The sequence below is a fragment of the Mesobacillus selenatarsenatis SF-1 genome (assembly GCF_000813125.1).
Taxonomy (GTDB): Bacteria; Bacillota; Bacilli; order Bacillales; family Cytobacillaceae; genus Mesobacillus; species Mesobacillus selenatarsenatis.
Window position 1 is genome coordinate 1 of the sequence record NZ_BASE01000120.1, and the last position, 14,921, is coordinate 14,921.

Annotated in this window: 15 protein-coding genes; 6 read left to right on the top strand and 9 right to left on the bottom strand. The window is 43.9% G+C overall.

What is annotated here, in order from left to right:
- Window positions 1-164: 164 nt before the first annotated feature.
- Window positions 165-419 carry a YfhJ family protein gene (locus TY49_RS21535; RefSeq protein ID WP_041967966.1) on the bottom strand — a complete coding sequence of 85 codons (255 nt, stop codon included), beginning with the start codon at window positions 417-419 and terminating at the stop codon, window positions 165-167.
- Between the two features lie 117 nt (window positions 420-536).
- Between TY49_RS21535 and TY49_RS21540 the strand changes: the two genes are divergently transcribed.
- On the top strand, window positions 537-719 hold the full coding sequence (locus TY49_RS21540) for a small, acid-soluble spore protein K (RefSeq protein ID WP_041967967.1): 183 nt from the start codon (window positions 537-539) through the stop codon (window positions 717-719).
- Window positions 720-771: 52 nt separating this feature from the next.
- On the opposite strand, the gene TY49_RS21545 is transcribed toward TY49_RS21540, so the two are convergent.
- Window positions 772-1,107: a YfhH family protein gene (locus TY49_RS21545; RefSeq protein ID WP_041967968.1), complete on the bottom strand. Its 336-nt coding sequence runs from the start codon at window positions 1,105-1,107 to the stop codon at window positions 772-774.
- Window positions 1,108-1,244: 137 nt separating this feature from the next.
- On the opposite strand from TY49_RS21545, the gene TY49_RS21550 reads away from it, so the two are divergent.
- Window positions 1,245-1,922 (top strand): SDR family NAD(P)-dependent oxidoreductase, encoded by a 678-nt coding sequence (locus tag TY49_RS21550; protein WP_041967969.1) that lies wholly within the window; start codon window positions 1,245-1,247, stop codon window positions 1,920-1,922.
- A gap of 16 nt (window positions 1,923-1,938) precedes the next feature.
- Here the strand turns inward: TY49_RS21550 and recX are convergent, their stop codons facing one another.
- Window positions 1,939-2,751, bottom strand: a complete 813-nt coding sequence (gene recX, locus TY49_RS21555) for a recombination regulator RecX (RefSeq protein ID WP_041967970.1) — start codon at window positions 2,749-2,751, stop codon at window positions 1,939-1,941.
- A 101-nt stretch (window positions 2,752-2,852) separates the two neighbouring features.
- On the opposite strand from recX, the gene TY49_RS21560 reads away from it, so the two are divergent.
- The 4 genes from TY49_RS21560 to TY49_RS21570 all read left to right on the top strand — a co-directional run bounded on the left by TY49_RS21560 (window position 2,853) and on the right by TY49_RS21570 (window position 4,959).
- Window positions 2,853-3,752, top strand: a complete 900-nt coding sequence (locus TY49_RS21560) for a TIGR01777 family oxidoreductase (RefSeq protein WP_041967971.1) — start codon at window positions 2,853-2,855, stop codon at window positions 3,750-3,752.
- 66 nt (window positions 3,753-3,818) lie between these two features.
- A complete protein-coding gene (locus TY49_RS24390) occupies window positions 3,819-3,938 on the top strand; it encodes a YfhE family protein (protein ID WP_023625568.1) in 120 nt (39 codons plus the stop codon).
- Between the two features lie 88 nt (window positions 3,939-4,026).
- On the top strand, window positions 4,027-4,212 hold the full coding sequence (locus tag TY49_RS21565; protein WP_041967972.1) for a YfhD family protein: 186 nt from the start codon (window positions 4,027-4,029) through the stop codon (window positions 4,210-4,212).
- A gap of 495 nt (window positions 4,213-4,707) precedes the next feature.
- On the top strand, window positions 4,708-4,959 hold the full coding sequence (locus tag TY49_RS21570) for an alpha/beta-type small acid-soluble spore protein (protein WP_041967973.1): 252 nt from the start codon (window positions 4,708-4,710) through the stop codon (window positions 4,957-4,959).
- A gap of 343 nt (window positions 4,960-5,302) precedes the next feature.
- Here TY49_RS21570 and TY49_RS21575 read toward each other — a convergent pair whose 3' ends face one another.
- The 6 genes from TY49_RS21575 to TY49_RS21600 form a co-directional block, all read right to left on the bottom strand.
- A complete protein-coding gene (locus tag TY49_RS21575; protein WP_041967974.1) occupies window positions 5,303-6,598 on the bottom strand; it encodes an ATP-binding protein in 1,296 nt (431 codons plus the stop codon).
- A gap of 244 nt (window positions 6,599-6,842) precedes the next feature.
- Window positions 6,843-8,636, bottom strand: coding sequence for an ABC transporter ATP-binding protein (locus TY49_RS21580; protein WP_041967975.1), 1,794 nt, complete (start codon window positions 8,634-8,636; stop codon window positions 6,843-6,845).
- The gene (locus TY49_RS21585) at window positions 8,630-10,354 is read right to left on the bottom strand and encodes an ABC transporter ATP-binding protein (protein ID WP_041967976.1); all 1,725 of its coding nucleotides are present in this window, start codon (window positions 10,352-10,354) and stop codon (window positions 8,630-8,632) included. The genes TY49_RS21580 and TY49_RS21585 overlap by 7 nt, the downstream gene beginning before the upstream one ends.
- Before the next feature lie 217 nt (window positions 10,355-10,571).
- Entirely contained in the window at window positions 10,572-12,191 is a 1,620-nt protein-coding gene (locus TY49_RS21590; protein ID WP_041967977.1) for a long-chain fatty acid--CoA ligase, read from the bottom strand.
- 29 nt (window positions 12,192-12,220) lie between these two features.
- Window positions 12,221-13,306 carry a CaiB/BaiF CoA transferase family protein gene (locus TY49_RS21595; RefSeq protein WP_041967978.1) on the bottom strand — a complete coding sequence of 362 codons (1,086 nt, stop codon included), beginning with the start codon at window positions 13,304-13,306 and terminating at the stop codon, window positions 12,221-12,223.
- Between the two features lie 18 nt (window positions 13,307-13,324).
- Window positions 13,325-14,896: a fatty acid--CoA ligase gene (locus TY49_RS21600; protein WP_041967979.1), complete on the bottom strand. Its 1,572-nt coding sequence runs from the start codon at window positions 14,894-14,896 to the stop codon at window positions 13,325-13,327.
- Between the last annotated feature and the right edge of the window lie 25 nt (window positions 14,897-14,921).

Here is a 14,921-nt window from a genome sequence, read left to right on the forward strand (position 1 = left end):
ACTTCTAACCGGGCACTTTTCTGTCAATTATGTTACCGGTTTTCCATGTTCTCCTTCTAACCGGGCTCATATTTACGCTTTTAACAACTAACACATTTTTTGGCCGAAACTTCACACAAAAAATCCCCGCCAATGCGGAGATTTTTACATTAATGGGTTTGACCTTAGTCCTGACCTAATAAATGCTTATACTTCGGATTCCTGGCAACAAATTCATGAAGCTGTCCGCCGTAATTTTCAATCCATTGGCGGACCACTTTTTCGGTCATTTCGCTGCCCATATATTCATGTCCCGCTTTTGCGTAGGTTGACTCAAAGTCCCCCCATAAAAGCTCCACCCAAGTCAATGCCTGTTCATATGTGATGCCATTGTTTTTTTCCTGCAGCAGGCTTGCTAGCTTCTCATGAGTTTCTTGCAATCGTGATCATCCTTTGCCAATTTTTAATGTAGTTATGAATGTTTGTATTTATCAAATACTATAAATGCGTGCAGCTTTTTTGGCATACACGTAATTTTACCCTTCAGGGAGGCCAATATGCGAAATAAAGTAACCAACTTCCCAAACCAGAACAACAATAAGTTTGAGGGCGAGCCCCGGGCAAAAGCGGAATACGCTTCAAAAAGAGCCGATGGCACCATCAATACTCACCCGCAAGAACGCATGTACGCCTCATCACACCGTGAGGATGACACTTCAGCGGTCATAAAAGACCACTAAGTAGAAGTTTCGTTTATCAATAAGAATTGATCCTTCGGGCAAAACCAGATATTTAAATCTGGTTTTGCTCCAATTTCATTAAAAGGGAAATTGGCAATGCCTCTTCTCTTCCGTCACCATTAAGACGCTCGCCCCAGGCGAATACTCCATTCATATAATCAATTTTGAAATAGGTTCCTGGGTCCCCATCAATCCCATAAATTTCTCCCGGCTTGAAATCATCAGGATTCAACATGTATGATTTGGCCATGGCGATTTTTCTTTCATATACGGCAAGCTCACTGACCATCCCCATCTGCTCGGCTTTTCTAGCCTTGTCACGGAGACTGGCAATTTCCTGATTTAATTCATATTCAGATAACTCGCTGTATCTTTTTTCTCTGCCCATTTATATTCACTCCTGGATCATTTTCATTTTTGAGATTCTTCCATTACTTGTTTCAGCCATCTTGAAGCAATCTACTATTAACAATCAAGCATTTAAGATATAACTAAATTATAGCATGTTATCTTAAGGAGGCTATCATGAAAGCAATCATTGTGACTGGTGCCGGTACCGGCCTTGGGAAGGAGCTAGCGCTTCTTTTGGCCAAGCAAGGTTACCATTTGATCCTAACAGGAAGAACTGAAGATAATTTAAAAAACGTACAAAACCAGATCGAACAAACAGGTGGAAGTGCAACAGACCTTGTTCTTGATCTCCGCAATCTGGAGGATATCAAAGAAAAAGCATTATTGATCAGCAAAAAATATGAGATTTACGGACTCGTCAACAATGCAGGTCTCGGTCATTTCGGTCCATTCTCAGAGGTCTCCGACAATGAAATCGAGGAAATGTTCCAGACTAACGTCTTCGGGACGATCCAGATGACGAAAGCCATCCTCCCTTACCTGGAGTTGAATAATGATGGTCTGATCGTTAACATCGTTTCGACCGCAGGCCTGCGCGGGAAAAAGAATGAGGCGGTCTACTGCTCCAGCAAGTTCGCAGTAAGAGGATTCACAGAAAGTTTGCAAAAGGAATATGAAGGAACGGGAATTCGCTTTGTTGCTGCTTATATGGGAGGAATGAACACTCCTTTCTGGGAAGAAAGCGACCATGTTTCTGACCCATCAAGACTTCGCTCCCCCGCTGAAGTGGCGGAAATCATCATCGGAAATCTTGAAAAAGACGATATTGTTATAGAATCCAAAAAATCATGACATTGTCATGATTTTTTTATTCCTCATTCTCTTTTTCAGAAATGAATTCATCAATCATTTCCATCGGAAACCCTTTACGGTACAACGCCATTTTCAGCTTCTGCCTGTATTCACGTTTAGGCAGTTTACTGTATTTGTTGTGAAGCTTCTCTCCTTGGACTCTTAATGCATCCATTTCATCGTCTTCTTCTTTTTCTACCTGTGTTTCATCCAGAGCCGCTCGGATAAGTGCAAAGGAATATCCTTTACGCTGCAGCATCTGTTCAATTTTCTGTTTAAGGATCTTTGACGAATCCTTGTTATTTTTTTGCGCATATTTTTCACTAAGCTTAATTGCTTTTTCCAACTGTTCACCGAAAGAAACTTCTTCTATTGCTTTTGAAATAAGCTCTGCAGATACCCCTTTATTCTTTAATTCCATTTTAATGACCCCTGCTCCCTTGTCAGTCGTATTCAGTTGAGTCCGGACAAATGCATTTGCAAACTCCTCGTCATTCAGGAACTTGAACTCATGTAATTTATGAATTGCTTCTTTTATGACTGGATCAGCGATTTCTTTTTTCGTCAGGTGGTCACGCACTTCTGCTTCAGACCTCATGCGGTGAGCTAAATAATTGATCGCCGTATTATAGGCTTTGCGGATATCATCTTGAAAAAGCATCTCTGTTACGGAAAAGTCATCAAGCTCCATCCCTTTTTTCAAGTTGTGCTTGATCAATACATCTTCATCAACGCTGAAGGCATACTCTTCCCCTCTGCCAATGTCGGTAAAAATGCTGTATCGTTCCTTATTATGTTTTTGTACAGAAATCTTTGTAATCACTGGCATGTGATTTTCACCTCTAATGAAACTTTAACACATTCAAAGGAGGTTTATCATTTTAAAAGAAGTACTATAGTAACAAGAGGATACTTATGAGGAGGATCTTGATGAAAATAGCGATTACCGGAGGCACTGGACTTGTCGGCCAAGCGTTAAGCAGTCATTTAATACAGGCGGGCCACCAAGTGTATATATTAACTCGGAATTCAAATGACTCTCCCAGCAACAACCCCAAGTATGTTCAATGGCTCAATCCTGGAGATATGCCTGAAAAGGAGCTTGAGGGCATTGATGCAATTGTCAATCTTGCAGGTGCGACAATTAATGGCAGATGGACGGAAGAGTATAAACAGAAAATTATTGATAGCCGGCTGCAGGCAACATCCGAGGTAAAAAGGATTATTGAAGAACTTCCCACAAAGCCTTCTGTTTTAGTCAATGCCAGTGCCGTAGGCTATTATGGCACCTCATTAAGCAAGGAATTTACGGAACAATCTAGTAAGGGCAGTGACTTCCTCGCCGACACAGTACATCAATGGGAAGCTTCAGCCTTCGAGGTTCAAGACAAGGGAGTTCGACCTGTACTTTGCCGTTTTGGTGTCATCCTTGATAAAAACGCAGGTGCTTTACCTCGAATGGTCCTCCCTTATAAGTTTTTTGTTGGAGGAAAGATTGGCTCGGGTAAACAATGGCTTTCATGGATCCATATAGAGGATGTTGTACGTGGGATTATTTTCGTCATCGAGAATACCAATGTGAATGGTCCTGTTAATTTCACGGCACCCTCCCCTGTTACGATTGAGCAGTTCGGAGAAACTTTATCCAAAGTTCTTAATCGCCCTCATTGGATGCCAGTGCCTTCATTTGCGCTAAAAATACTGCTGGGCGAAATGAGCATTCTTGTACTGGAAGGGCAGCATGCAATACCAGAAAAACTGATTCATGCAGGTTTTACATTTAAGTATTCTGAACTGGAAAATGCACTCAAAGAAATTTTCGATAAGTAATGCTGTTAAATTCTTTCAACAAGGAAATACTGGTAAAGTAAATCATTTTGAAAGGATGGATAACCAATGGACAAAAAGAAACGAGATAAGACTAAAAGCACTTTATCAAGCATGCAGGAAGTTACATACAGTCATGAATTCAAAAAAGCCGACAGAGCAGCAGGATATACAAATGGAAAGAGATAATCAGCATTAAGCAACCCTTTATTGCTAAATATAAAAGTACGGAAATGATTATTTTTCCGTACTTTTATCCTGAAAGGGGTTTTTTCGAATGGGTCGTTCTCATGGACATAAAACACGTGACCGAAATAAAGCTTCACTTCCTCAGGTTCCAAAGAATATGAAGTCAGATGGAATCGATGTTGAATTCAACCGTGAGCTTGCCGATCAAGCTGATCTTGAAGCGCTGGCTCGATCAAGGGCTGCAGATGGACGTGCAAAAAAACACCGAAAATAACATATGATAAAAAGAGAAAGCGGAACCCATTCAGGATTCCGCTTTCTCTTTTATAGGGAAGGGGGAGATATCAACAGTTAGCCTCGGAATACATTGTGAAAAATTTCACTAACTTTTGATATTTTAAGTATATGCTCACAATCCAACTTATACAATGAGTTTCACTAATTGTTCAAAAAATATTATGATTATCAGTTATCAACAACAGTGTGGATATTGTTAATAACTTTTCAAATTGCTTATTATTATTAGATTTTTATTACGCTCTCTTTTTTAAGTGATTTCTGTGGATAATGTGCATAAGTCTGTGGAGTACTCGAAAAATAATGTTTTCGCCTGTTGATAAGTTTGGTGATAAATAAACGCTATTAATATTACCCTTATCTTAAATGCTGCAAACCATTATTCATTAGTGAAGGCCTAAATAATTTACATAAATAAATCAAATACTATTCCTAATTGGACCTGATTTTTTTACAATACGGAGGGATTCTGATGGCAAGAAGGAATAAATTACTTGTACCAGAAGCTAGAATGGCGTTGGATGACTTGAAGGCGCAGGTAGCGGGAACAATGAAATCGGAGGACGCTAAATACGAAACGGCCAGAGAGATTGGTGTCCCGTTGAACAAGGGGTATAACGGAGATCTTTCAACGCGAGAAGCAGGTCGAGTTGGAGGCAGACTCGGTGGAAATATGGTTCGCGAGCTCGTTAAAATGGCCCTGGAAAATCTGCGTAAACAATAAGCATTTCAACTTTTTGTAAAAACGATTGACAGCTGCTGGAAAATATCATATAATGATAAAGCTTCGCCAAAAAGAAGTAACTTGAATCACAACAATAATTATGTAAACAATTAATGGCGTTCTGCTTTTATTTTTAGGTATCAACTTATTCACACTGGATCGGCTTCGGAGCCGTAAGGATACAAGAGAGGTAGGGCTTGTGTCGTTTAGGTTTAAAAATGGTCAAGTGGAAATTGTACCGCGGCAAAGTTTATAATGGATGATTTTTTATACATCTTGTGGAGTAGCAAGTTACTTAAAAGCGAACCGGATTCCGGTTCGCTTTTTCTAATGCGCTAATATTTTAGATTGCATTATTCATTTGGGTTTGTTCAGTATAATCAGATGGCTTCTGCTTGTATGTCGGCAGGATTATAGTCACTTCTGTCCCGACTCCTATTTCACTCTTGTACGAAATCGAACCGCCCATAGCCTCAATGATCTTGATTGAAACCGATGTTCCAAGTCCCGTACCTTTATTTTTGGTTGTGTAAAATATTGTACCAAGTCTGGCGATTTGCGCACTATCCATTCCCTTTCCCGTATCTGAAATCACAATATATGATTCATTCCCGGCCGAAACCTGACTGATGTTGACTTCCCCGCCCTCATCTGTAGCCTCGATCCCGTTTTTTATAATATTCACAAGTGCTTGTTTCAACTGATTCCTGTCTGTTTTTACATATATTCCCCACTCCAACTGGACATTCACCTGGACTCCTTCCTTAGCAGCAAACGCCTCTAAAAGCAATGTGACTTCCGTAATGATTTCTGCCAGCTCGGCACCTTCCAATTTTTCAAATTGAGGCTTGGCGAAATTCAGATAATCATTAATGATGGATTCTGCCCTGCCGAGTTCAGTCAGGACGAGACTCAAATAGTAATAATTATCCCCTTTTTCTTGCTTATGCATCATCTGCAAGAATCCTTTTACCACTGTTAAAGGGTTCCGGATTTCGTGCGCAATGGATGCAGCTAGTTCACCCAGTGTATTCAGTTTTTCAGCGCGCAGGATCTCTTTTCTCATTAAATCCTTCTCAATCAAGGACTCATTCAGAATCGCTGCGACCCATACGGCAAAAACCTGGATTGTCCCAAAAATTGCTACATTCAACATAATTTGATTTGTGTCTTCAGCTGTTGCGTTATTAATGAAAATATTGGCCACGAGAATCAGCAGCATTGAAAGTGAAGGCCATAACCCTACAAGGACAGTTGTCCTAATTCTCTTTTTTGCATCGAAGGTCCAAAATTTCTTAATAAACAAGAATGGAATTAGCGCTGCCAGAAAACCACTCGCATATCCGAGCAGAAGATCCCCGCCCATAAATGTCCTTGTTGCCAGGTAGGAGACCAGGACCATAACACCCGCTATCGGGCCTCCATATAAAAAGGCAAGCACCATTGGTACGTAGCGAAGATCCCAGTACAAACCGCCTTCCTCAAATGAAAACATGAGAGACAGAAACACAGCAATACTTTGGAGCACCCCGCACAAGTAAGGAGACTTCCCGACGCTTTTATTATCAAAAAGGACACTATGAATAAAGATTGGCAGCAGGATGATAAGGACGTTTAAAAGAAGTTTCTCGGCAAGCATTTCAATTTCTCCATTCGAAGAGGGTTTGGATAAAGCCGGATTGATGCTGTCATACTAGATAGCTTTCTCGTATTAGGAATACGACAAACTTTTCATGAATCCTCTATTGCCCGGGAAATTTGTCATATTTAAAAGAAAATCGCAAGCGCCTCGGTCAGCTCTGACAAGCGTTGTCCGCCTAAAAAGGCACATCATGTGCAATGAAATGCTATAGCACATAAAAAAAAGAAAGCCATAAGGCTCCCTAATAATTCATTAACATCTTTTTTTCCAGCTGGCTCGTGTAAAGACTATGGTAAAACCCTTTTTGCTCCAGCAATCCGTCATGGCTGCCCTTTTCAATGATCTGACCATCTTCAATGACGATAATCTGGTCTGCGCTTTTAATCGTATTCAACCGGTGGGCGATGATGAAGCTTGTTCTTCCCTTCAGCAAATGCTGGAGGGCTTCCTGGATTTTAAGCTCTGTGATCGTATCAATACTGCTCGTTGCTTCATCGAGAATCAAGATTGACGGATCAGCCAGGATTGCCCTTGCGATGGACAAGAGTTGCTTTTGTCCCTGGCTGATGCCAGCATCATCCTGGCTCAACACGGTATCATAGCCTTCTGGCAAGCGTTGGATAAAGGTATGGGCATTCGCTGCCTTTGCAGCATGCTCTACTTCCTCATCAGTCGCGTCCAGCCTGCCGTAGCGGATATTTTCCCTTATGCTTCCCTGGAAAAGGAATGAGTCCTGAAGGACAAACCCCATTTGTGTCCGCAGGCTTTCACGGGTAATTTTTTTGCTGTCAACACCATCAATTAAAATCTTACCTTTATCCGGTTCATAAAAGCGTGAAACCAAGTTGATAATCGTGGACTTGCCGGCCCCTGTCGGTCCAACCAATGCAACACTCTGGCCTGGTTGAGCATTGAAATTCAAATCAGATACGGTATCTCCGCCTTTTTCATATGAAAAAGATACATCCTTGAACTCGACCTTTCCATTGATATTCTGAAGGGGGCCAGCTTCTTTCTCATCGACCGCCTCTTCTTCTGTATCGATGATATCAAAAACCCTGTCAGCTCCTGCTACTGCAGAAAGTAATGTATTAAACTGGTTCGATAGGTCATTCAAAGGTCTTGTAAACTGCCTGGAGTACTCAGTAAAAATGACGATTGTCCCAATTGATACGTAACCATTAATAGCAAAGTAGCCGCCAACTGCCGCCACTATGGTGAAGCTGAGGTTATTTAGCATATTCATCAATTTCGGGATAAACCCCGTAAAAGTCTGGGCCCAATAACCGGACTCTTTCAACTTCTTATTTTTAATGCGGAATTCTTCAATAACTTTCGGTTCCTGCGAGAAGGATTTAATGATCTTCTGGCCAGAAATCGTTTCTTCAATATACCCATTCATTTCGCCAAGCCGGCGCTGCTGTTCTTTGTACAGCCTCCCTGTCCGGCTCGTAATCCACTTCATCCCCATGAACATCAGCGGCACAATGATCATCGTGACAAGTGTGAGCAACGGGCTCAGCCAGATCATGACAGCAAGGGTTCCCACCAGTGTAAGCACGCTTGAAAAAATTTGGATGACGGATGAATTCAGCGTTGCGCTGACATTCTCAATATCATTGGTTACCCTGCTCATCAATTCACCATGCTGCCGTTTGTTGAAGAAATCAATCGAAAGCTTATGGAAGTGTGTGAAAAGCTGTTTCCTCATTGTATAAACAGTCTTCTGGGCAATCCCGATCATCCAGTAGCTCTGGAACCATAAGGTTAAAGAGTGCAGCCCATACACAACGCCAAGACCAACTAACAGATAAATGAATCCATCAGTGGACTCTGTCGCAAAATACTCATCAATTCCCCAACCAATCAGGAATGGTCCCAATAGGCCCAGGGATGAACTTGCCACTACCATCAATAGGACAAGGATCAGCAGGCTCCTTTGTTCTGCAAGGTATGACCAAATCCTTTTAACCGTCGGCGCAATTCCCTTTGCGGAATTACTCTTTTGCTCAGTCTTGCTCTGCTTTTTTAACATTCTGCCTTCACCTCCCCGAATTGGGACTCGTAAATAGCCTGATAAAGGGAAGAATGCTTCAGCAGATACTCATGGTCTCCAGATCCAATTAAGGAGCCATCTTCAAGCAACAGGATTTTATCGGCTTCCTTAGCTGTGCTGATCTTTTGGGTAATTATGACTGTTGTGCATTTGTATTGGCTTATCGAATCAAGCAGCCTTGCTTCTGTTTTTAAATCAAGCGCACTTGTACTGTCATCGAGCAACAAGATTCTCGGATTTTTGATTAAAGCCCGTGCAATGGATAGTCTCTGTTTCTGTCCGCCCGACAGATTGACGCCTTTTTGCCCGAGAAGAGTATCATATCGATCAGGAAGTTTTTCAATCGTGTCGTGGATTTGGGCATCCGAAGCGGCCTTAACCATTTCTTCATCGGTGGCATTCTTTTTGCCCCATGCCAGATTTTCCTTGATGGAACCAGTGAACAGCATAGCCTCCTGGGGGACATAGCCAATCCCTTCTCTAAGACTTTTAAGTTTAAAATCTTTGATTCTCCGGCCGTCGATTCGGATTTCCCCACTCGTTACATCATATAACCTGGGAATAAGCTGGAACATTGATGTCTTCCCGGCACCAGTAGCCCCCAATACTGCCACTGTTTCGCCGGCTGCAATGGAGAAGGATAGATTCTGAAGTATTGGGATATTGGTATTCGGAAACTGAAATGAAACCTTGTCAAATTCAATTTCACCTTTGCTAATCCCATACTCCTTACTGCTTTCAATTGTATCTTCCAGGTCGATTTTCTCATTCAGAACATCGGTTACACGTTCAGCAGATGCTCTGGCACGGGAAAAGACCATGATAATCCATGAAAACATCGAAAAAGCAGTGGTGATTCTGGCTGCATAATTGACAATCGCAACCACTTCACCAACCGAGACGCCTCCAGTCTGAACTTCTATTTTTCCAAACCAAAGGACAGCAATCACACTCAGGTTCATGAAAAGCAGCAGGACAGGTATCGTTACCTCGGTAACCCTTAAAGCGAACACAGTTTTATCCTTAAGGTTATTGTTCGCATTTTCAAATCTTGTTCCTTCATAGCCACCTCTGGCAAAAGCCTTGATCAGCCTCATGCCGACAAGATTTTCCCTCATGACACCGTTCACTTTGTCGAGGCGTTTTTGTACACTTTTAAATAAGCCTGCAGCCTTGGTCATGATCCATATCAGGAAAATCAAAAGAGGCGGAATAATGATGACAAATGCAAGCGACAATTTCACATTGACGAGCATAGCCATAATGATTCCCCCGATGACCAACAGTGGAGCGCGCATCGCAATCCTCAGGCTCATAAAGAATGTATTTTGCAGCTGTGTTACATCATTGGTGATCCTTGTGATCAAAGAAGATGATGGAAAGCTACTGAAGTTCGTGAATGAAAAGGCCTGTACCTTGTCGAACAGCTTCTCGCGCAAATCATAGCCAAAGCTTTGGCCTGCATGGGCAGCGATAAATGAATTAGTGATTCCGGAAGCAAATGCAAGGAATGAAATCCCGAGCATTATTCCGCCTAATTTGATGACAGTATCCAGGTCCCTGGCGACAATTCCTTCATCGATGATCTTAGCCATCAGCAGCGGCTGTACAAGTTCAACCGCCAGTTCGACGAGCATCAAGCTCAGCGCAGCCGCAATCGGAATGCGATATGGTTTTACAAATGAAAATATACTCATGAAGATGAGACCCCCGTTGAAACGAACTTGTTTATTTCGGCTTACGAATTTTATATTTACTATAATACCTCTTTTGATGATTTTTTTGAATTGAAAGATAATATTTTATTATGCGTTTGGGTTACTAAATTTTATTTTTAGCATCACTATTTATTCTAAAACTAAAAAAGCAGCATCGCTTAATTAAGACGATACTGCTCTAAATATATTTTTTCTATTAAGAGTTCTGCACCAAATGATCTTTCAACTGGTCTCTTAGTGCGCGTTTCAGGAATTTGCCGACCGAGGTCTTTGGAATTTCCTCCATGAATATAACATCGTCCGGCAGCCACCATTTGGCGAACTGCGGGGCGATAAATTCCAGTATTTCCTGCTTGTCGACCTTGCCTCTATATTGTTCCTTCAGTACGACGCATGCAACCGGCCGTTCCTGCCACTGCTGGTGAGGAACCGCAACGACACTCGCCTCAAATACAGCTTCGTGAGCCATCAGGGCATTCTCAAGATCGACCGATGAAATCCACTCGCCGCCGCTCTTGATCAAATCCTTCGTACGATCGACCAGCTTGATGACGCCTTCTTCATCCACCGTGGCGACATCGCCAGTGTAAAGCCAGCCATCGCGGAATGCTTCTGCCGAACGCTCATCCTTGTAATATTCGTCAGCAATCCACGGTCCGCGCAGCAATAATTCTCCCATTTCCTCGCCATCCCACTTGACTTCGCCATTTCCTCCGACGACCTTCATTTCAAGGCCTGGGACAAGGAGACCTTGCTTGGAGCGGATGTCTAATATTTCATCTTCGTCCAAGCCGACCTGGTAGCTCTTCAGGCGTGACACAGTTGCCAGCGGAGTGGTCTCTGTCATTCCGTATGCGTGCAGGAATGGAATCTTATATTTTGTTTCGAATGCTTTGATCATGCCACGCGGCGCTGCAGAACCGCCACATACAATCGATCTTAGTGAAGATGTATCATAGCTTCCTTTTTCAAGCTCATTCAGCAAGCCAAGCCAAATTGTCGGCACTCCTGCGGTAAAGGTGACTTTTTCTTGCTCAATAAGATCAGCAAGCAGCTTGGGAGTGAAAAGTGGTCCAGGAAGCACCTGAGTCGATCCGAACCAAGTCGCAGCGAATGGCATACCCCAGGCATTCGCATGGAACATTGGCACCACCGGCAGGACAACATCCGTTTCGGATAACGCAGCAGTATCTGCCAATCCAAATGCGTAGCTGTGGAGGACGATGCCTCTGTGGGAGTAAACAACGCCCTTAGGATTTCCGGTGGTTGCCGATGTATAGCACATCCCTGCTGGATCATTTTCATCGATATCTTTTACGAATTCAAATTCCGGACTAGCCTCCCGAAGAAGTTCCTCATAAGAATAGACTGGCTCCAATGTTGTTTCTGGCAGTTCGTCTTTGTCGGTCATGATGATGTATGCCTCTACCGTTTTAAATTGATCCTTGCTGCGCTCAATTAGCGGCACCAGGTCCTCATCGACCAGCAACACCTTATCTTCTGCGTGATTGATAATGTAAGAGACATGTTCAGGTGACAGGCGGATATTGATGGTATGGAGCACAGCCCCCATCCCTGGAGCGGCGAAGTAGACCTCAAGATGGCGATGGTGATTCCAGGCGAATGTGCCGACCCGGTCACCTTTTTCCACACCAAGCTTTTCAAGCGCGCTTGCAAGCCTGCGGGTCCGTTCGCCAATCTCCTTGTAAGTGAAGCGGTGAATACCTGATAGTGTCCGAGACACCACCTGCTTTTTCGGGAAAAACTTTTCTGCTCTCTCCAATAGCGATCCTACTGTCAATGGAACATTCATCATACCGACATTTCCCCTTTCACTTTTCAAATCTAGTTTTTGCTGCTTTTAAGACTAAGCCAATCTTTTAAAATTTCTTCTGCCTGTTCTCCCTTTTTCGGCGGAGCTGCCCACTCATATGATGGCAAATCTCCATGCATTTTGATTTGGCCTTCTGGCATTACAAAATTCTTTTCTCTCCAGTATGGGTAGTGGGCCAGTTCTCCCGCCTCAAGTACTGGTGTGAGGCAGCAGTCGACCTTCATGCCGAAATCGGCCCACTGTGAGAGCGTCTTGCTTTTAAACAGATCAACAAGCTCGATGTAGACAGGATTTGAGTTTTCCGGCTTGGAGTAATGCTCTGACAGCCAATCCTCCCTGCCGACAGCCTGGCAAAAGGTGTGCCAGAACTTTGGCTCCAGTGCCCCAAGACTGACATAGCGGCCGTCCTTCGTTTCGTACAGCCCGTATCCAATGACGTTACCGTTCAGAACGGAAACGCCATTAGGATAGCCTGTTGCCTTTTCAATCAGGACATGGTTTGCCATCAATGATGCCATACTGTCAGCAAGAGAAATGCAGTGATAGCTGCCCTCCCCTGTCTTCCCTCGGGCTACAAGTGCGGCCAGGATTCGCTCACTAGCCGCCATGCCGCCTATATAATCTGAAAACGTATGGGTTGGATGAACCGGTCTCCCTGAACTGTCCTTCATCTGAGCCAAAGCCCCACTCAAGCTCATGTAATTCAGGTCATGGCTGCCCAGGTTGCTCATATCCCCATTCCTGCCGTATCCCGTCACCGAACAATAGACGATTCCAGGATTGACCTTTTTTACCGCTTCATAACCCAGGCCCAGCTTATCCATGACTCCTGGTCTGAAGCTCTCAACAACTACATCCGCCCTGGCCAGTAAGTCAAGAGCCAGCATCTTTCCTTCTGTCTGTTTCAGATTGATGACAATACTCTTCTTGCCGCGGTTATGAGCATTGAATACATATCCTTCCCCTGTATCCCTTGCCGGGTCTCCCTCGGGCGCTTCGACTTTGATAACCTCAGCCCCGAGTTCAGCCAGCCTCAGCGTCGCAAAAGGACCGGGAATGTAATTTGTGAAGTCTACTATTCTAATACCGTCTAACATGATAAAAAGCCCTTTCCATTACGTCGGCTGCCCTTTTGAAAACAACTCTTCCATTTGCTTACGCAGCACGAATTTCTGGATCTTGCCGCTCGCATTCCTAGGGAGTGCATCCACAAAGAGGTATTTACGCGGGCGTTTGTAATTTGCCAGGCTGTCGCTGTTTTTGCACCATTCATCCAATTCCTCTTCTGTTACTTGTGGATCTTTTTTCACAACAAAAGCCGTCACACTTTCGCCCCAGCGGTCATCCGGCTGACCGACAATCGCAACATCAAGCACACCTTCGTGGGCATGAAGAACATCTTCTACCTCACGAGGATAAATGTTTTCGCCGCCGCTGATAATCATGTCATCCACCCTGTCTTTCACCCAGAGATAACCCTCTTCATCCAGGTAGCCAATATCGCCTGAATGGTACCAGCCTTTATACATCGCTTTTTCAGAAGCCTCTTCACGATTGAAGTAGCCTGACATCATGCATGGACCCTGGACGATAATCTCACCACTCTCGCCAGGAGGCAGGATATCGTCCGGATTGGAAGGTCCATCCTCGTTCGGCTTGACAATCCTGATCTCATGGTTAAGGCAAGCCTGCCCTGCAGCTCCCGCTTTTGTCAGCTGGTCATCCTCAGACAGGAAGGTGATAGCAGGGCCCATTTCCGTCATTCCATACGCCTGGACTAGCTTGATGCCCAGCTTGTCATGGCAGGCATGGACAAGTGAAGGCGCCATAGGGGCTGCACCATATAGTCCCAGTTTCAAGCTTTCGATATTATAATCTGATAGATTCTCCTGCAAAAGCATATTCCACATCGTTGGTGCCGCGAAGAACTTCGTGATTTTTTCCGAATCAATCAGCTCTAACACTTTCTTTGGAGCGAATTGATGCAGGATTACATTGCTGCCGCCCACATGGATTCTCGGGAGGAATGCACAATGGAGCTCGGCACAGTGGAACATTGGCGCGGTTACGAGGCCAACATCATTCGCACCCAGTTTGGTTGAACCAACAACGATCAAGCTCTGCTCGACCATATTGCGGTGCTTGTGCATAACACCTTTTGGCCTGCCGGTTGTCCCGCTTGTGTACATGATTGCACACAGGTCGTTTTCGTCTACCTCGATCTCAACAGGCCGGGTTTCCGCAGCTTCCACTTTTTCATGGTAGCTTTGGGCGTATTCTGGTGTATCTCCATCGATGTACCAGAAAGCGATATGCGGGAATCGCTTTTCAATGGCTGCAATGACTGGCTCCACCGCCTTTTCAAAAAGAACAACCTTCGGCTCGGCATCGCTCAGAATAAAAGCAACCTCCTCTCCCATCAGCCGGAAATTGATTGGATTGAAAACCGCTCCGATCTTCGCACAGGCGAAAAACGAAGTACCCAATTCCTCCGTATTGAAAGTGAACGTAGAAACTCTGTCGCCTTTCTTCACTCCTTCAGCAAGGAGCGCATTGGCAAGCCTGTTCACTTCATCATTCCATTCACTATAGGTAAAGCGGACATTTTTGCGCACATCATAGAGGGCTTCCTTGTTCGGGAATTTCATTACCGTCAGGTCAAAAATCTTGCCGATCGTCGTGCTCATTTGCATTCCTCCTATTAAATGTCGA